12 protein-coding genes and 1 pseudogene are annotated in these 18,130 nt (G+C 50.9%); 12 read left to right on the top strand and 1 reads right to left on the bottom strand.

Going from position 1 to position 18,130, the window contains the following annotated elements; all coding sequences use genetic code 11:
- Positions 1–95 precede the first annotated feature (95 nt).
- The 5 genes from H6G62_RS22540 (at position 96) to H6G62_RS22520 (ending at position 9,016) form a co-directional block, all read left to right on the top strand.
- The gene (locus H6G62_RS22540) at positions 96–692 is read left to right on the top strand and encodes a hypothetical protein (RefSeq protein WP_190499379.1); all 597 of its coding nucleotides are present in this window, start codon (positions 96–98) and stop codon (positions 690–692) included.
- A gap of 43 nt (positions 693–735) precedes the next feature.
- On the top strand, positions 736–5,325 hold the full coding sequence (gene dpdJ / locus H6G62_RS22535) for a protein DpdJ (RefSeq protein ID WP_277883052.1): 4,590 nt from the start codon (positions 736–738) through the stop codon (positions 5,323–5,325).
- Positions 5,322–5,831, top strand: coding sequence for a phospholipase D-like domain-containing protein DpdK (dpdK, locus tag H6G62_RS22530; RefSeq protein WP_190499376.1), 510 nt, complete (start codon positions 5,322–5,324; stop codon positions 5,829–5,831). Before dpdJ ends, dpdK begins: the two co-directional genes overlap by 4 nt.
- A 4-nt stretch (positions 5,832–5,835) precedes the next feature.
- Complete coding sequence (gene dpdD, locus H6G62_RS22525) at positions 5,836–8,091, top strand: protein DpdD (RefSeq protein ID WP_190499374.1); 2,256 nt, start codon at positions 5,836–5,838, stop codon at positions 8,089–8,091.
- Positions 8,092–8,191: 100 nt separating this feature from the next.
- A complete protein-coding gene (locus tag H6G62_RS22520; protein WP_190499372.1) occupies positions 8,192–9,016 on the top strand; it encodes a hypothetical protein in 825 nt (274 codons plus the stop codon).
- 4 nt (positions 9,017–9,020) lie between these two features.
- On the opposite strand, the gene H6G62_RS22515 is transcribed toward H6G62_RS22520, so the two are convergent.
- Complete coding sequence (locus H6G62_RS22515) at positions 9,021–10,118, bottom strand: DNA sulfur modification protein DndB (protein ID WP_190499370.1); 1,098 nt, start codon at positions 10,116–10,118, stop codon at positions 9,021–9,023.
- A gap of 514 nt (positions 10,119–10,632) precedes the next feature.
- Between H6G62_RS22515 and H6G62_RS22510 the strand changes: the two genes are divergently transcribed.
- The 7 genes and pseudogenes from H6G62_RS22510 to H6G62_RS28050 all read left to right on the top strand — a co-directional run.
- Entirely contained in the window at positions 10,633–10,977 is a 345-nt protein-coding gene (locus H6G62_RS22510; protein WP_190499368.1) for a CU044_2847 family protein, read from the top strand.
- Positions 10,978–10,983: 6 nt separating this feature from the next.
- Positions 10,984–12,912 (top strand): trypsin-like peptidase domain-containing protein, encoded by a 1,929-nt coding sequence (locus tag H6G62_RS22505; protein ID WP_190499367.1) that lies wholly within the window; start codon positions 10,984–10,986, stop codon positions 12,910–12,912.
- A gap of 2 nt (positions 12,913–12,914) precedes the next feature.
- Positions 12,915–13,964 (top strand): MoxR family ATPase, encoded by a 1,050-nt coding sequence (locus tag H6G62_RS22500; RefSeq protein WP_190499365.1) that lies wholly within the window; start codon positions 12,915–12,917, stop codon positions 13,962–13,964.
- Between the two features lie 4 nt (positions 13,965–13,968).
- Complete coding sequence (locus tag H6G62_RS28420) at positions 13,969–16,107, top strand: SAV_2336 N-terminal domain-related protein (RefSeq protein ID WP_347239408.1); 2,139 nt, start codon at positions 13,969–13,971, stop codon at positions 16,105–16,107.
- 127 nt (positions 16,108–16,234) lie between these two features.
- On the top strand, positions 16,235–16,819 hold the full coding sequence (locus tag H6G62_RS22490) for a Uma2 family endonuclease (RefSeq protein ID WP_190499362.1): 585 nt from the start codon (positions 16,235–16,237) through the stop codon (positions 16,817–16,819).
- Between the two features lie 204 nt (positions 16,820–17,023).
- A complete protein-coding gene (locus H6G62_RS22485) occupies positions 17,024–17,983 on the top strand; it encodes a formylglycine-generating enzyme family protein (protein WP_242052228.1) in 960 nt (319 codons plus the stop codon).
- A gap of 37 nt (positions 17,984–18,020) precedes the next feature.
- Positions 18,021–18,130 (top strand): annotated as a pseudogene (locus H6G62_RS28050) (IS630 family transposase); the annotation flags it as partial.

The raw sequence follows: 18,130 nt of genomic DNA, 5'->3' as shown, positions 1-18,130 counted from the left end.
CTCTACTTTTGCCTAAATTCATCGCCGCTAAGCTTAACCCCTTGCCCCCTCAGGTCTCCCAAAGCTTAGTAACTTAGTACCCCTGTCCAGAACTTATGACTGTCCAGCAGGATTTGAAGCCTTTTGTTATAGCTTTATCTGCATTTCAAAATCGAATTCCAGAACAGCTAGAACTAAATTATCAAAACATTGATCTTCTTTCGGTAGAAGTTAGTAAGACTCTAGCTGAATTTCGAATAAAGCCAGGATGGTTGCTGGAGGGTTTTAAGCGCAAATCTCTCAAATCTAAAGTCGATGTATTGAGAAATGAATTAGATTCTCTATTAAGGAGTGCATGGAAATCTTATAAACAAACAAGAATGCCTAAAACAAACAATGAGCTTCTTGACCTTCTTGGCAAGATTGAAACATTTAGGCCAACCGTTGAAAGGGTTAAGAGACTACATGCACAGGTTGAAGCTGTACCATTTCCTCAGGATGATGAGCATTTTCAAAGATTGGAACAAGGTATTGATGACATGTCTAATGCTTGGAATAGCCTGAGTTCAAATGATGTTCCTGAGTCAGTACTAAACTTCCTAAAGGCAGCCTCTACCTTTGGAGCTTCTTTAGATAGTCTGACTCCGGAAGTCGAAGGTTGGCTTAAAGAACAAGGCATTACCAGATTCTTCCAGGTCAAACTTACTGACTAGAAATCGATCAAAGCTCAAAATTTCTGTGGTGTTGGGGATATTTATGAACGAGGAACTAGGAAATTTAGTACAAGAGTTTCTCAATCAACTAGAACTCGAGCAAACTAAGCTTCTTACTTGGGGCGTCGTTAACGGCGGTTTCAGCGAAGATGAAATCGAAGAAATGGCAGAAGCTATTCTCAAAGCACACGATGTTGATACTGACCCGTGGGATCTGATCGAGGAGCTAGAAGAACGCAAACTCCTTTTCGACTTCAACATTTGGGGCTCTCGACTCTACCGTACCCGAATGGCTGAGTCAGTCCGATTGTTCGCTCGCCTCCGTCAACTATTTCCTAACCGGGATTGGCAGGTTTCCCCCACCCTGGTTGCCGATTATCGCTTCTCTCTACGGCAACGAGTTTATCCAAACCGTCGGTTTCAGCCTACAGATGTCCTAGAACAGCTCGAAACTGAGAAACTCATCAACTCCTCCCAGCGACTGGTATTAGAAGACTTACTGGTGTCGCCGGATCGCACCCTAATCCTCGCAGATTTCCAGCGTCGAGCCACATCGCGAATGCTGCGTGACCTTAAAAGCACTAGCAGTCGGGGCATGATTGTCTGTGCTGGAACTGGAACCGGGAAAACCTTAGCCTTTTATCTTCCAGCTCTAACCCATATCGCTGGGCTGATCAAAAAAACAGTCTACTGGACAAAAGCTCTAGCCATTTACCCCCGTCAAGAACTGCTCAAAGACCAGTTCTCCGACACTTATGTAGAAGCCCGTCGTCTCGATGCCGTGCTCCAGCAAGCCGGACAACGAAAACTGACTATCGGAGCATTCTTTGGCCTGACTCCCAAACAAGCCTCTTATCTAACACCACCACCTAACTCTCAGTTTGAATCTCCCTGGCCTAGAGAGTCTGGTGGGTTCACCTGTCCTTATTTGCGGTGCCCCAAATGTGGTGGATCCCTAAGTTGGCGGCGAGACGACATTGAGCAAGGACGAGAACGGTTAGTTTGCCTCACCCCATCCTGCAACACCGAAATCGGCGAAGACGAAGTCATGTTGACCCGCGATCGCATGGCCAAAACCCCACCCGATATTCTTTTTGCCACCACAGAAATGCTCAACCGCTCGATGGGAGATGCTTGCTATGGGCACGTTTTTGGTGTGGGAGCCACCAAACCACCACAGATAGTCTTATTGGACGAAGTCCATACCTATACTGGCATTCATGGAGCGCAGGTAGCTTATCTATTGCGCCGTTGGCAACGCATGATAGGCAAAAAAGTCCAATTCACCGGCTTATCAGCCACCCTCCAGAGTGCCACCGAATTTTTCACTCAATTAGTGGGCTTACCACCAGGCACTGTGGAAGAAATTTCCCCTGGAGATGATGTTCAGCCAGAGGGCATGGAGTATCTGCTCGCTCTGCGTGGAGATCCAGTTTCGGGAACCAGTCTCCTATCTACTAGCATCCAAACGGCAATGCTCCTTCGCCGTATTCTTGACCCCTCCGATAACAATGCCAGTCAGGGAACCTACGGTTCGCGAGTTTTTGCCTTCACCGATGACTTAGACGTTACCAACCGGCTATTCCATAACCTCCTCGATGCCGAGGGCAGAAACAGCTGGGGAGGAATCTTCTCTTGGAGACAACCATTAGCCGCCCTTCGAACCCACAGCGCCACTAACCCGGTAGAACGGTTGGTCCAGGGGCAATCCTGGCACATGTGCGAAGAAATTGGTCACACCTTAGAAAATCCCCTCCAAATTACCCGCACCAGTTCTCAAGACACAGGCGTAGATTCCCAGTCAGACGTTATTGTCGCCACCGCGTCCTTAGAGATTGGCTTCAATGACCCTGAGGTAGGTGCCGTCATCCAGCACAAGGCCCCCCGCAATATGGCCTCCTTCCTACAGCGGAAAGGCCGAGCCGGTCGCCGACATACCATGCGCCCTTGGACTGTCGTTGTCCTGTCGGACTATGGGCGCGATCGCATTGCCTACCAAAGCTACGATCTCCTGTTCAACCCCATTCTCGAAGAGCGCCTGCTGCCTCTATCCAACCGCTATGTCATCCGTATCCAGGCCGCCTTTGCCTTTATGGATTGGGTAGCCCAGCAGTTACCCAGCACACCCTCTGGCCGGGTTTGGAAAGATTTTGCTGAACCTGCTCAAGGGATTTGGCATCAGCGACAAGTTCAGGCGGCTGAGATCATCCGTCAGGTTCTGGCTGGTGGAGAGACTTACAGCGCTCTAGAAAGCTATCTCCAAGAAGCACTAAGTCTGTCTACCGAAGACCTTCAGCCTGTCCTGTGGGAGCCGCCTAGGGCACTCATGACAGGGGTACTACCAACCCTGCTAAGACGCCTCGCAACGGGGTGGAAACGGCTGCAACTGCCTGGTGAACCTGAATTGGACTATCACACCCGAGACCCCCTGCCAGACTTTGTACCCGCTAACCTCTTCAGCGACCTCCTGTTGCCCGAAGTCCGTATCGTGACCCCACCTCCGACCAAAAACTCTACCGAGTCAGAGGAGTACTACTTACCCATTCTGCAAGCGATCAAAACCTTTGCTCCAGGGCGCGTATCCCGTCGTTTTGGCATTCAGCGAGGGCAGATTAGTCACTGGATTGCCCCCGCAGCCCTGGTTAGCGGATTACAAAACCTTGCCATTGAGCAGATTTGTGCCGAATACGAAGAAGCAGGCATCTTTCAAGTCCGCCAGGAAGACCAACTTAGGGATATTCGCTGCATTCGCCCCTGGACGCTGCGGGTAGAGCAAATTCCCACCCAGGTCAGCGACAAATCCAATGCCCAGCTCGAATGGCACACTCAAATCGTGCCGCCAGATAGGGGAACTCCCCTAGATTTGCCCCAGGCTGCATGTTGGCTGGGCATTCTAGAAGCAGTTTTCAGCTTTACCCATAACCAGCAGAACCCTCTAGAGGTGCGTCGCTTTGCCCTGGGGTCTCAAGCCAACCTACGGATTCAGGAAAATCGCCAGACCCAAGAAATAGAAACATCCATACGATTTATCGATGCGGCTAGTGGCCAGACAGCCGGAGTCGGGTTTGCCCAAACCGTGGATGGCATCGTGTTTCACTACCGCATTCCCGAAGATTTCACCCTGAGTCCCTATGATGCTAATCGCCCTAAGGTTCATGCCTTCCGCACGTCTTACTTTCGCCATCGCATTCGGCAGGATGTCCGCCTCGATGGCATCGCCAATATTTTCCAGCGCAACTGGCTCTACCAGATTTACCTCTCCATGCTGGTGGCCTACGCCCTACAGCATGAAGTAGCACTGCCCGACGCCTACCAGGCACTTCAGGAAAAAGATCTAGGGCAGGAAATGGCCATGGTGCTGGATAGGATCTTTCAAACGCTCAACGCTGAAGAACCTCCCGACGAGGGGACCGTTGACGAAACTTTCACAGACGACCTTGCTGATTTGAGCGATCCGATAGCGCCTAACTTGCCTCCCGGTCGGCAACCTACCCATGAACGGCTGCGCGAACTGACCTCCAGTGCAAAGGTACAAACGGTGCTCAACGATTTGGCACAGGTGCTCTGGCAACAGCCTGATGACGGATGGCACGACTGGGCCAAAGAGCGCTTTAGGGCAACCTTAGGGGGAGCTATCCTAGATGCCTGTCAGCAACTCTGTCCCCAGTTCGACTCCGAAGATTTGTTGCTCGATTTGGATGCAGGGCCACGCCCTCCCGACGCACCCCCTGTACCAGAGGGGATAGACGAAATTTGGCTGACTGAGGCAAGCCCTGGGGGCAGCGGAATCATTGAGGAACTGCTTCAGCGCTATGCCGAGGATCCTTTCGGATTTTTCCGTCTTGTCGAAAGTGCCCTAGAACCCTCAGATTTTGAGGTGATAGATTCGGAACTCACAACGCTACTAGAGCTATCTGAAACCAATGAAGCGGTACAGACAGCCTTTTCCCAGGTACGATCTGCCGATTCTCACCATGCGCTTACCCAAGCTAGTGGCCACCTTCGCCGAGTCTTGCAGGAGGAGGGGATTCTCATCACCCCAGCCGTTATGACCGGGATTCACGCCCGCATTCTGTCACCCGGCAGTAGCCCTAATACCGATCACCAACTCAGGGCATTACTGCGACGGTGGCAAGCAGAAGAGGAACGCCTAGGCATTGAGGTGGATGCGCGGGTATTTGCTTATGTGGCGAGCACCCAGGCAGAGTTAACCGCCGCTTTACCCCTCGAAACTCGTCAGGATCCCTATGTATGCTTCCAGGTTTTGTATGGCCGTCTGTGGCTACGGGGCAGCATTGTCCGTAATCGGGCTATCTCTTTCTATAACCCCTTTAGCATCATGCCAGAGGCGGATCGCGAAATTTTGCTCGATGTTCTCCAGCCTGTTGAAACGTTAATCAAGCTAGAAGAGCCAAATTGGCAAGAACAGGTGAAGGAGGCTCTCAGAACAGCAGGAACAGCCTCTCTCAGCGCTCGACCCACCAGCCGTCAAGCCCTCAAAAATGCGCTGTTGAGCATCATGATAGAGCCTGTAGATGTTGGTTTTCTAAATTTGTATCCCGCTATAGAAGGGATGCGCAGAACCGCCCAAGGGTATGTTGCCCGCCTTCGTATACGGGAGGCCGTCCAGTGAGCCGAACGATTCACTCTCGCTTTAGCTCTCGGCAACTGCCCGACTTGCTTCAAGCACTCCTGGTGGCAGAACTCATTGCCCCCAGTGCCTGTCTGTGGTTAGTATCCCCCTGGGTCTCGGATATCCCCATCATCGACAACACAGCCAATACCTTCCTGGCCCTAGAGCCATCATGGCCTCGGTCTAAAATTCGCCTTACCGAAGTCTTGGCGACCCTCTCCTATCTGGGAACGACAGTTTGTTTAGCCACTCGACCTGATCTCCACAACCGCAGCTTTATAGAAACCCTGACCACCCTAGCTAACAACAACTACCTACGAATCCATCAGGTAGAGGAACTGCATACGAAAGGAATGCTTTCGGATAGTTTTTTCTTGGCTGGCTCAATGAACTTCACCTTTAACGGCATCACCGTGAACGAGGAGACGCTGATCTATGAAACAGCCCTAGAAGCTATTTCAGAACAAAAGCTAAATTTCAGAGACCGTTGGGGAGGCGCAGGATAGAAGTATGGCAACCAAGTTAGATACTCGCCAATTCTTAGAGCACTTTTTTGGGGATGGCAATCAGATCAAGCTAGACGCAATCGAGTCTGCTAACGGTTCTGCTCGTATGCTTCAACCCTGGCTCACTCGGCTTGAGCGAAATTTACCCTCGGTATTGCCGTGTAAGCATGACCGAGGAACAGACTGGTATGGGGTAGCCCGATCTGAGCGCGAATTGCGAAGCCTAGGAGAATACCTAACGGCTTTTGTCGGCCCTACTTGGTCTACATTCCGTGGGCAAAGAGCACAACTCGACCTCAATAACCCAGTAGAAGCCTCTGTACAGGCATTTACTAGCGGCTTTGCGTTCAAGTTTCAAGGGACTTCTGATTCTAACGGAAAGTCTCATGACGTTTGGGAAGCTCTGAAACAAATGCGTCAAGTACTAGATCGCCGGGTAGACCAAACCTATGAAACTCCAAGAGCTACGGGGCGAGTCCTGCGAGATTTTTATATGGCGTTGCAGGCCTGTGATCGCCCTGCTGCCGAGGCTCAACTTCACTACCTCAAAACCCATAATCGATTAGATCCTCAAAACTTGCTATTCCTCAAGGTAAGGATGCTCTCCGACCTAGCGGCGTGGGCAGAACTACTCGCACTGCCAGAGCTACCTGATTTATTAGGCACTCGCCGACCCTACGAGGTGACTCAGGCACTCATCCGCGCCGTTTACCAACAGGAGCTTTATCGATTTGAGGTAACTAAAGCTGCTCAGAGTGCCGTGACCTATTTTTATGAGGGTATCCTTCCTCAATACAGCAGTCTATATATTGCTCGATCAAAAAGTCGCCAGCCCGAGACAATTAAATCATTTATGCTGCTGGCTATTGGGCGTGCAGAACCTGATGTTGCCTTAAAAGATGAACTTCTGAATACTCCAGGATTACAACCTGATGATTTAGTTTACCTTCAGCAGCTAGCCAATCTAGTAGCAACACCAGATTCTCTCTCTTCCTCAACCATTGCCGATCCTCTTAAACAAGCTGAAGAAGCAAATCGAGACTTTGATTATAATCAGGTTTTAATCTGGGCTTCCCAATCTCCCCCTTCATTACAAAAAGTTCGCCTTCTCTTCGACGCATTTTACGATCTAAGAACCCTAGATAGCCAACGAGAAGCCCTAGTCGCCTTCCAAGAATTAAGCTCTAACGAACAAGAGGTTATTAGTCGAACTCGATATGGGAAAGACCAATTAGAACTGCTACAAGGCTTTATCCATCCAGTAGAGAAGGTTCCTGATAATTGGGTGGAGTGGATCCAGCAGTTAGTTCAGAACCCACAATGGGATTTAGCTCTCGATGTAGCTCGTCGTGGTGAGCAGGAGTGGGATATTTCTGACTTAGTCACTGAGCATGGAGCTATCCTGCAATTTAGAAAATTACTGGAAACAGCCTCAGGCCAACCAGAAGCTGAGCAGACCTTAGCTAATGCATTGCCTCATTTACTAGGCACATTCCAAAATGACGAGCAGTACCCTCGCCGCGAGTTCATATCTATCTATGCCTTCTTGCTTGACCTAATAGCTGTAACAACATCTGGAGGCGATCCAGATTTAGTGCTATTCAATGAAATAACGAATACTCTAATTAGTCTTGGCACAAACCAAGACAATTACAATGAAATTGTAGGTTTTGCACTCGATCTATGGGGACAGTATGGTTCTCCAGCGAAGGTAGATTGGATCTTAGATTTCATTAGTATTCTGATTATTCAGCCTTGTCTTAATAAAGATATTCGTAACCAGGTCATTTTTGCTGTCGCTTCTACATTACGTCAATATGTTCAACGGATTGATCAGATGCAGTGGTATCTCTTCTCAAATCTCATCCGCGATCTAAATCTAGAAGACTCATTTCCAGATCTTCCGCCAAGTCAAGATACAGATGAGGTAACAGAAGTCAATCTACTACAGACACTCAGGAATAAATCTGTCCTCATCTATACGTTAACTGAGCCTGTCGCCCAGCGGGTAAAGACAACACTAGAAAGCATCTGTGCAGGAATTAACGTTCATCTTAGTCATGCAAAAGGTGGAAATAATCAGCTTAAGACTTGGATTCTGAATGCTGATCTTGTTGTTGTAGTCACGGCTAGTGCTAAACATGCGGCTACGTATTTCATCGAAGATCACTGTACTAAAGATAAGCTCTTGAGAGTCAATACCAAAGGTAGTGCTAGTTTAATGCGGGAGATACAGGCTTTTCTAAAGAAAAACTTGTAAAAATAGAGAAAAGAGTATTATGATTAACAAGTAGTTTCCATGTTTTCTTGAGAAGCACACACTCAAGTAATCCAACGAAGCAATAATTGAGGATGTCTCAATGAAGTCTTCATTTCTGCCAGTATTTGCAGTCAATAGACTCAATTTACTTAAAAAACTGGAAAACCTTCAGGGAGAGTTTGGCGTTCTAGGCACTATTATTGAATCTGACAATTTTCTCAACAGCTTACGCCTATCAAAAAAAACATTCTTCATTGATAGTGGTGTCTTTGATGCCAGTAAGAAAGCTTGGCATCAAGCAACGGTATCTGTATTTGAGAACGAGCGATGGGTCAGGAAAACCTGTCTCGCTGATTTACAAGATCTCAGGGCATGGATCATTTATTTTCTTGAGCGCTGTGAAAAATTTAATCCTGACTATGTGTTTGCACCAGACATCGTAGGGGAACCACTTTTGTCTCTCTATCTTGCCAGACTTACCTGGGAAGAATATTGTCTCAAGACTTACTCTTATCAACTGATTGGAGTAGTTCAAGCAGGCCACCCTCTCTACAACTGGCCACCTCTAGATACTCCACAATCCGATTCATTGCCTCCCTATTTCAACACGGCAAAAAGTTTTCTCTCTTCTCTTATCAGCCAGTATCGAAATATAGGGTATCAATATATTGCTCTTGGCGGATTACTAAAGGCGGATAGCACCATGCCTATGGGGCTTAAGTTTGGCCTTTCTACTCAGGAATTTGATCATCTTTTAAGTTGGAGTCGTCCTGATTTTGTTCTCGGTGGCCTTGCCCTTTCTCGCTTAGAAATCCTTAAAAAGCATGGTGTTTGGGCTGACTCTTCTAATTGGCTTTGGTGGGATGAGCGTTACGATTATGAACGATTTGGCCATCGAAACGCTCTCCAGGAAGTGGTTCGTTAATGATTCAAACCAAGACTCCTTCCTTAGGTGTTACCCCCAACAATTCCTGTAGTACGTGATAACAAGAATCGACGGTGGTTCTTGTGTTCTGAATGATACGTGCTCCTTTAGCATTAACCTGGGTGACTCCTCGCTGAAGCCAGAAATCTTCTTCTTTGCTCCAATCTACTTCGGCTAAATGGGCTAACCACTGTACCAAGTTCTCGGCGGGTACTCCTTCAGTAAATAAGTCTCGCCCTACTAACCCCAAAGCTTGGAACACAATTGCAGCTCCTACGATGGATTCTTCTCGCTGCTGCTTTCTTTCAGCCTTAGAGAGAACACGCCAAGGATTATCCGGAAAAGCACTGGCGGCAGCGGCCCAGAAGGTCATTGCCCAATCTATTTTGGCTTCCAGTGGTTCTTTCGGGCTAAGGCGAGGATACATATGCTGAGTGGCTGTCACCAACGTCGAAAGTGTCATGAGTTTAGGATTGTGCTTACCCAGACCATTCTCAACGGTTTCAATATTGGAGCGAAACTGAGGCACTCGCTTGCAGAGTTCCTTCGCGATAGTCACTTCTGGCGACCGCATATCGAACAAATGGGCCAGGGACTTCCCAGGGCGTTGGGCTAATAAGTTCTGATCCCGAAAAGCCTGCCGCTCTAAATCTAGCGGTAGAGCGGCATACACTAGCGCACCCAGTTCTAACCGAGACACCTCCGCCAGTTCAGGAGAACCCTGCTCCTGCAAAATCTTAATTGCTCTACGAATACCGCAGCAGCGATGTTGCCCGTCGGTTAGTCGCAGTGATGTCGAATCATAGGGCAAAACAATTGTCCCATTCCGGTAAATAGGATCCGGTTGAATGTTGAGACAGATGGCTGGAAAGAAGGTACTGCCGTCTTTATAGGTATCTAGGATGTACTTCGCAATGGTGTTGACCCGGACTGGGTTTAACTTCCGCTGGGCAAAGTCAGCTAAGTCTGGCTCGTTCGGCACGTACAGTCGCTCGTCGTCCATCAGGCGCACGATATCACCAAAGGATAAGGTAGCCACATAACTCTTTTGGTGCCGCTTGAGCCCCCGCTTAACCGGCACTGCCTGAAGCAATAATTCCATCACTATGCCTCGCTAGATTAAGGATCTAGGAAATACAGACTACCATGAAACCATGTATACATGGTTTCATGGTAGCAGCAAAGTCTGACAGCCCCTAAAATTTTGGCGTTGCCAGGTACGTTTAACTTTGCCGTCAAATATCCGAGTTCCGTCTGAGCTTTATGAGAAGTTAAGAGAGATCAGTATTTCTCTTGCCGGAGAGTATCAAAGCGCAGCGCCTGCTATCCAAGATGTGGCCACCGTGGCGTTGAAACACTTTCTACACGAGTGGGACGCATCAGACGATGTCGTTCGGCGGGCCATTGTAACAGAACTGTTGGAAAGCCGTCGTCTCTCTCGTTCCAAGATGGGGCCGTCCTCAAAGCCGCCGAAGCAGTCCGAGTAAGCTGGGGTGGAGCATTGGGGGATGTGGCTCGGTTTTGTAACACTCTTTCAGAGAAATTTGGATTCGGGTCGTTGGTGTGCTCTTAAGCTATGGAGGGAACCCTAGTGTTACCGGGAGCAATGGATAGCTATGGATCGCACAATCGCAGAATTTAAGCTGGAAGAAGGTAGCGACATCACCGTTCTGTTTGAGGTGCCGCCCCCTAGCAACGACAGTGCCCTAGAGGAGGTGAGCTTAGATGCGGGCAGGATGGTTTACCAAGCCACCCAAACTCTGGGGCAAGCCCTGGATCAGGTGCAGCCTGTAGCCAATGCCATCATTTCCCGATTTAAGACAGGGCTCACCACCCCAGCCGACGAGGTGGAGGTGAAATTTGGCCTTACCCTCAGTGCTGATGCGGGGGCGATCTTCACCTCCGTCGGGGGCGATGTGACCTTTGAAATTACCTTGAAATGGGCAAAGGGCAGCGATTAGGGATATATGACGCAACCAGTGACCGAAGCTCAGTATCTGGCGGCCATTGCCCGCATCTACCAGGGTAAGACGCCCATTGGTATCGCCTTTTGTGTGGCGGATGGTTATCTGCTGACCTGTGCTCATGTGGTGAGTAAGGCACTAGGGCATCAACGCAAGTCTTACCAAATTCTTGCCCAGGAGATGTTGGGGCAGAAGATAGCCCTAGAGTTTTGTGGCGAGGGACAGGTGGAACGCCACCATGCCACCGTTGTTTACTGGCGCAGCCCAGCCCAGACAGAACCCGGTACGACGGATGTGGATGTCGCCGTTCTAAGGCTCACGGAGGCCATGCCTAGAACAGCTCAACTACTTGTTCTAAAGCGCTTTCCGGCGTTTTGGGAGAACACTTTTCGCGTTTCGGGCACCCCGGCTAAGGTTGCTGATGGCGTGTGGGCCAAGGGAAATCTGGACGGAACTAGCCACGATGGCCGATTGGTGCAAATGGTTGCTGGCCCCGGCTATGCCATTGAACCGGGCTTTAGCGGTGCCCCAGTGTGGAGCCCATCCTTGGGGGATGCCATTGTGGGCATGGTGGTGGCCCGAGATAAACAGCGAGAAGAGGAGAGAATTAGTTTTATGGTTCCAGCGGCGAGGCTTCGGCCCGCTCTGGATGCTGTGGAACTAGAGACCTTGATGGATATTCTGGCTCCCCAAATCAATGTGTTGAAGGATGTAATCTCAACGGCTTACTCAATCGCAGCAGGAGATCGCATCACGACCTTTCCCATATCTACCCAGGTTGACCCGATCCAAGCCCTGCGGGAAAACCTCGCGAGTCTTTTATCTATTCCTAATCACAATCCAACATCGTCAGGCCCCCTCCCCTTTGCGGTGGCGGTTCTGACCTTGCCTGTCTTGAGCCTTCCAGAGGCATTACGCAATGCCCTCACAGTGTGGCTAGAACGTCGCGTGACGGATCTGACTCAGTTGCTAGCGACTGCCCAGCAGGCAGTCACCGCCGCCGCCGTGCAAGCCTCGACCCAGGCGCATCTGTTGCTGTGGGTTCGCACCAGTCCTGAATATGCAAGCCAGGATCGCTACCTGGTCAGTGCGTTCTGTATTCCTGAACCAAATACCTACAACCCTGCCAATGGAACTGGGTGCGAACCTCTCAAAGCCGTGGAGGCTTTCAGAGATGCTGCAAAAAGTGACACCATAGCCAGGGATGACCTGGAAAAGGTCTTACAAACCTGTCTACAGGAAGTCAGCACCAGCTACAAACAGGCAATCGCCCATAAAGAACTCATCCTGGAGTTGATCCTGCCCATTCCCCTGCTGAATTACGACATTGACCAATGGAACGAGCAATCCCCTAGAAAGATCCCCATCCATCTGCAACATCTACTACAGGAAGTCGATACCGTTTCTATCCCTCCTATCGGCTATCGATACCAGGTGATGCTGCGAATGGCCGATCGATTTGATCCCTATTTTGCCCATCTACGCCCCTTCTGGGAAACGAAATGGAAGATGCTGAAAACAGCCATTGACACTCGGTGTCAGGCTAAACAGGTTTTGATTTCAGGCCATTGCAGCAACTTCCAGACCATCTTGGCCCAAGATGATTGTCTGGGTATGCATTTGAACACAATGCTTCCAAATGCCAGTACCGAGCAGCGACTGCTGGCCCTAATTCTGGGGGCCACCCCCACAGCGCTGTGGCTTCGGCAAATTCCGTCCAGAAGCAAGTATAAAAAGCCTTTTAGCGACTTGCTCGAACACTCCGTGGGCGACATAGTCTGTAAAGTCAGAGAAGCCCGTCGAGTGGCTTTTGATAAACAGGGTAAGCTCCACTTTGGCCGACACCTGGCTCTAATTTGGGATAACCCTCAACTGGTGCCGCCCGAAGCCGAAATTGCCAATACCCTCGATATGCCCCAAGAGATGCCCTAGCCATGACAGACTGGAAAATTTTTACCGGAACCATCAACGACGACGGCACCCTAGCCCATGAGCCTGGGCGTATCAAGGATTTACCCGAACCGCCTAGTTGGCGATCCTTTAGTCAGAGCGACAGTGGCGGAACCAAGACTGAGCAACGGGGCAAAACCTTTCAACCCCTTAAAGAAGAGGTAGAAATGGTCAATGCCGCACTCTACCTGCGGAGGCCCTTGCTGGTGACGGGCAAACCGGGCACTGGCAAAACTTCATTGGCTTATGCGGTGGCCTATGCTCTGGGGTTGGGGGAAGTGTTGGAGTGGTCTATCACTACCCGAACTAGCCTAAAGGATGGCCTCTACACCTATGATGCCGTCGGTCGTCTGCAAGATACCCAACTGCGGTTCCAGAGCGAGGGCAAACCCGCGAACGAAAAAGAGGCCCAGAAGCGATTAGAAGAAACCCTCAGCCGCATCGGGGACTACATTACCCTGGGGCCACTGGGTACAGCACTGCTGCCCGCTGAAAACCCCCGCGTGCTGTTGATCGACGAAATTGACAAGAGTGACATCGACTTACCCAATGATCTGCTGCACGTTTTTGAAGAGGGCAAGTTTCAGATCCCTGAATTGGTGCGTCTTAAGGGCAAAGTGAAGGGGACAATCGCTGTGCAAACAGCTTTTACCGAGGCCAACGAGCCTTCCCATGTAGAGATTGAAAATGGTCTGGTGCGCTGCACTAACTTCCCCTTTGTGGTCATGACGAGCAACGACGAGCGCGACTTCCCCCCTGCTTTCCTGCGCCGTTGCCTGCGGCTGGATATGGCCGACCCCGACCGCAAACGGCTGGAGCAAATTGTCAAGGTTCACCTGCACGATGCTGGTGCCCACGTTAATAAACTGGTGCAGCAGTTCTACGACAAGCGCCAGCGGGAAAATGGCATTCTCGCCACCGACCAACTGCTCAACGCTGTTTATCTGGTGTCTCGTAAGCAAGCTCCCACTGGTAAGACAAAAGAGGATCTGGTGGAGCAACTGCTGAAGTATCTCGACAACCCCCAGGGCTAACCCCATGAAACAGCCTCTGCCGCCACTACAGACGATCTACGACTTTGCCAAATTGCTAGATCTGGCAGAGCTAGGCCTTGATGCCGAAGATGTGGCCGATGCAGCATGGCTAGCACAGTTCATTCCCTCTGAGCCTGAGCCGGATGATGCCAGGGATCCTGAGATTGAAGAAGACGATTTGCAAGACACCCCCATCATTGAGCGGCGAGAAGGGACGACGACAGAGGGCACAATCCCGGTAGCCACTGCCCCAGCCCCATCGCCCCAAACCGACTCAACCGAGGATGCCCCATCCGTAGGGATTCCCATTCAAATTCCGGCGGCACCGGCCCTCAGGGCAAGGCAAGACTTGGCTAAGGCCCTACGCCCGATCATGCGCCGGGTACCTTCTCGCACCGCCACCCGGTTCGATGCCGATGCCACTACTAAACAAATTGCCGAGCAGGGCATTTGGACTGCCGTGACGGCCCCCGCCCCAGAGCGCTGGTTTGAGCTGGCCATTGTGGTGGAACAGTCTCTCTCGACGCCCCTCTGGCAAGATACCCTAGCGGAACTCAAACTGCTGACCGAACGCCAGGGAGCCTTTCGGCGGGTAAGCACCTGGCAAATCCAAGTGCAGGGCAATGGCCCTGTGCTGCATCCTAAATGGCTCCAGGGTGACAGGTTCAAGCCCACCTGCAACCACAAAACCTTGATTGACCCGGCGGGCCGAAGGCTGATCTGGCTGGTGAGCGACTGCACCTCTGCCCTCTGGCAGCAGCCCCAGATATACCAATGGCTGAGGGACTGGGGCAAACAATGCCCTACGGTCTTAGTGCAGCTATTCCCCGGTCGCCTGTGGTGGCGCACCGCATTGGGAGATGGGGTGCCGGTGCGGCTCAGTGCCTACACCCCAGGGGTTCCAAATGCTCAGCTTCAGGTGTCTGAGGTGCTGCCCTTTAGCACCTTGGCCCAGGCATTGGGCACCAAACCCAACCAGATGATGCAAGCTTTTCATAAGTTTCAGCAAGAGCCCCTGGCAACGGTGCCGGTGGTGAGCTTGGAGGCATACCCGCTAAACCAGTGGGCCAAGGTGGTAGCAGGTGGTGGGGATGTTTATACCCCTGGCTACCGTTTTAATGAGACTACCCTGCAAGCCTATCGAGAGCGCAAACAGGCAACCCCTCTCTCGCGTCAACTTGCGCCAAAAGAGCAGGTGCAGCAGTTTCAAAAAACAGCGTCAGACACAGCCTTTAAGCTGGCTGGGTTAATGGCAGCGGCCCCTGTTAGCCCGCCAATTATCCAACTGATTCAGCAGACCCTATTGCCTGAGTCGCAGCAGGTGCATGTGGCAGAAGTTTATATGAGCGGCCTGCTCAGGGCGGTTACCCCTGCCGATGCCAAGCTGCCCCCCCACAAAATTCAGTACGACTTTCTCAACGACGAAATTCGTGAGTGCCTGACGGACTACATGCCCATCGCCAAAACCGAAGCGGTGCTCGATGCGGTGTCGGCCTATATTTCTGAACGATTAGGGCTACAGACCAAAACCTATGAGGCTCTGCTATTACTAGATTTGGAAGGACGGCCTAAAGACCAGGAAGTAATTTTGCCTTTTGCCCGCATTGCTAAACGAGCATTACAACGCCTAGGTGGTGACTATGCCCAACTGGCCGACTACATTGATGCACCCAATCATCCCCAAATTCCAGTTCTGCCACCGAAGGATTTTCTTGAACTCAAGACGTTTGAGTTTGAGTATCCGTTGATTAACTTGGAGGAAATTTCAGAAGAAAGGGCTAAACGGCAGGCTTTAGATGATCGACTTGCCCAACGTTTTATTAGCCTTGATCCAGGAGGATATTTCTTGATTTATTTGAATTGGGATAAACACCTAATCTGTGCAAATCACTATGCCAATACTGTTAATGATGGAGGGTTGGATTGGAGGCCAAAGACTGGTGAGCCTGTAAAAAAGATTTCCAATCGATCAGCTACTCGCACTTACTATGGACGTACTGCTAAAGAAATCTGTATTCAGATTTTTGAGGATCTTGAGAAAACCTGTCCCGTTACTTACCCAGAACATGCAGCTTATTTAGGACGAGAATTTGTAAAGGCCGAGATGGCGCTGATAGAGGGCAAGCCTTATATCCAGGACTGAGAATAAGTTCCAGTGAGTCTTGCTAAAAGATTGGCAACCTTCCTAGAATCGCCTCTACACTACCTGTGGGGCCACCTAGGCGAGGCATCACCTACAATACAATCAACCCCATCGCCCCAGAACGCTGATGACGGCCCAAGTCTTTTCACCCCGTATCCGCGAAGCCCAGGTCTTTCCCCAGGTGAGATGGCCCCAGTTTGAGGCGATTGATCGCGCCTTCGATGCCATCCCCGGTGTGCGGCTGCGCTATTTGGACAACACCCTCGAAATTATGCCCATCAGCGAAGCCCACGAAGACTTCAAAGCCATCCTCCGACTGCTGCTAGAGGCGTACTTCCGGGCAAAGGGCATCCGGTTCTATGCCCGTGGTGGCCCCTCCTTGGGTGACGAAACCCTAGGTGCCCGCAGCGAACCCGACGAAGCCTACAACCTAGGAACCCGCAAACCCTACCCCGACTTGGTATTGGAGGTGGTGATCACCAGCGGCGGCATCGATAAGCTGGAAGGCTATCGTCGCATGGGGGTGGCTGAAGTGTGGTTTCGGGAGGACGGAGTCCTCACCCTCTACGGCTTGCGAGACAACCACAGCGGCTACGACCCGCTCAGCCAAAGCCGCCTGCTGCCCGACCTTCCCCTAGAGGCGTTTTGCCGCTACGTGACCTACCACGATCAATTTGATGCGGTGGATGAGTTTCTGCGACAGATTGGCTAGGGGTGGGTTGCCAGAGGATATAACAATTCTGGAAACATCGGGCTTCTGCTGAGGCCAGAGCCGTTGGTCGCCTCGCCGATGTGGATGACGTTACCCAATGGATTGCCGGGATTGAAGAAGGCCAGAATATCGACACCGAATCGCTCAACCATTGGTTAGGCTACCGTAGATGCCAAGACTCTCCGGCGTTGGAGAACTATCTCTATGGAATTTGATGAGATTGTTGAACGTATTAACAAAGCGGCCCTTGAAAAATATGGCCGCTCCCTGGTGGATGTGGAACGGCTAGTTTTGAAGAGTGCATGGGAAAACAAGACCTATGCAGCGATGACCGAACAGGCAGTGGGTTATTCTGAACACTATCTCAAAATAGATGTTGGCCCTAACCTTTGGCGTTTGCTGACAGATCTGGTAGATACACCAGGAGTTCGCGTCACCAAGAGAAATATTCAGAATGTGCTTCAGACCTGGGCGACAGAGCCATTAGAGGCAGGTGAAGCCCTAAGGCTCACCCTCACTTACCACAAGGCCACAGCTCGATATTTCACCGAAGACCTCGGTAACAACATCTGCCTCGATATGGTGCTGATTCCCGGTGGCACCTTTTTGATGGGTTCGTCCGAAGACGAGCTAGAACGCACTGACGCCGAAGGCCCACAACACAAGGTCATGGTGCCCACCTTCTTTATGGGTAGATTCCCCACCACCCAGGCTCAGTGGCGAGCAGTGGCTCAACTCGACCCGGTTGATCGAGAGCTAGATCCAGCACCATCCGAATCCAAAGGCGAAAACCACCCAGTAGAGCGAATCTCCTGGTATGACGCTACGGAGTTTTGCATCCGCCTGTCACAACTCACCGGACGAGACTATCGTCTACCCAGCGAAGCCGAATGGGAATACGCCTGCCGAGCCGGAACTGCCACCCCATTTCATTTTGGCGAAACCATCACAACAGACCTAGCCAACTACCGAGGGATGGACGGCGACAGTATTGGCTGGAAGGGCAATTATGGACAAGGCCCCAAGGGCATTTACCGAGGAGAGACCACCGAGGTAGGAAGCTTTCCCCCCAATACCTTTGGGATACAGGATATGCACGGCAACGTATGGGAATGGTGCCAAGACCACTGGCATGACAACTATTGCAGCCCGGAGACTGATTAGGACAAAATAGGGATGTTGTTTCCGCCCCTGAACCCCGATGCCTGCCCCCTACAGTGTGGATTTAAGAGTAAAGGCCGTTGCCGCAGTTGACCGAGGTGAGCGCAAGAGCCACGTCGCTCGTGTCTTGCAGATCAGTCGCAATACGTT

The sequence above is a fragment of the Phormidium sp. FACHB-1136 genome, assembly GCF_014697375.1.
GTDB lineage: Bacteria > Cyanobacteriota > Cyanobacteriia > Phormidesmidales > Phormidesmidaceae > Nodosilinea.
The sequence above is the reverse complement of the archived record's forward strand: the minus strand, read 5'-3'. Positions and strand labels throughout refer to the sequence as shown.

What these genes read in the sequence shown, in the direction of transcription:
- H6G62_RS22520 (WP_190499372.1), top strand. Translation starts at nt 8,192, where the DNA reads ATGAAGTCTTCATTTCTGCCAGTATTTGCAGTCAATAGACTCAATTTA.
- H6G62_RS22515 (WP_190499370.1), bottom strand. Translation starts at nt 10,118, where the DNA reads ATGGAATTATTGCTTCAGGCAGTGCCGGTTAAGCGGGGGCTCAAGCGG.
- H6G62_RS22510 (WP_190499368.1), top strand. Translation starts at nt 10,633, where the DNA reads ATGGATCGCACAATCGCAGAATTTAAGCTGGAAGAAGGTAGCGACATC.
- H6G62_RS22540 (WP_190499379.1), top strand. Translation starts at nt 96, where the DNA reads ATGACTGTCCAGCAGGATTTGAAGCCTTTTGTTATAGCTTTATCTGCA.
- H6G62_RS22485 (WP_242052228.1), top strand. Translation starts at nt 17,024, where the DNA reads ATGGAATTTGATGAGATTGTTGAACGTATTAACAAAGCGGCCCTTGAA.
- dpdJ (WP_277883052.1), top strand. Translation starts at nt 736, where the DNA reads ATGAACGAGGAACTAGGAAATTTAGTACAAGAGTTTCTCAATCAACTA.
- H6G62_RS22505 (WP_190499367.1), top strand. Translation starts at nt 10,984, where the DNA reads ATGACGCAACCAGTGACCGAAGCTCAGTATCTGGCGGCCATTGCCCGC.
- H6G62_RS22500 (WP_190499365.1), top strand. Translation starts at nt 12,915, where the DNA reads ATGACAGACTGGAAAATTTTTACCGGAACCATCAACGACGACGGCACC.
- H6G62_RS28420 (WP_347239408.1), top strand. Translation starts at nt 13,969, where the DNA reads ATGAAACAGCCTCTGCCGCCACTACAGACGATCTACGACTTTGCCAAA.
- H6G62_RS22490 (WP_190499362.1), top strand. Translation starts at nt 16,235, where the DNA reads ATGACGGCCCAAGTCTTTTCACCCCGTATCCGCGAAGCCCAGGTCTTT.
- dpdD (WP_190499374.1), top strand. Translation starts at nt 5,836, where the DNA reads ATGGCAACCAAGTTAGATACTCGCCAATTCTTAGAGCACTTTTTTGGG.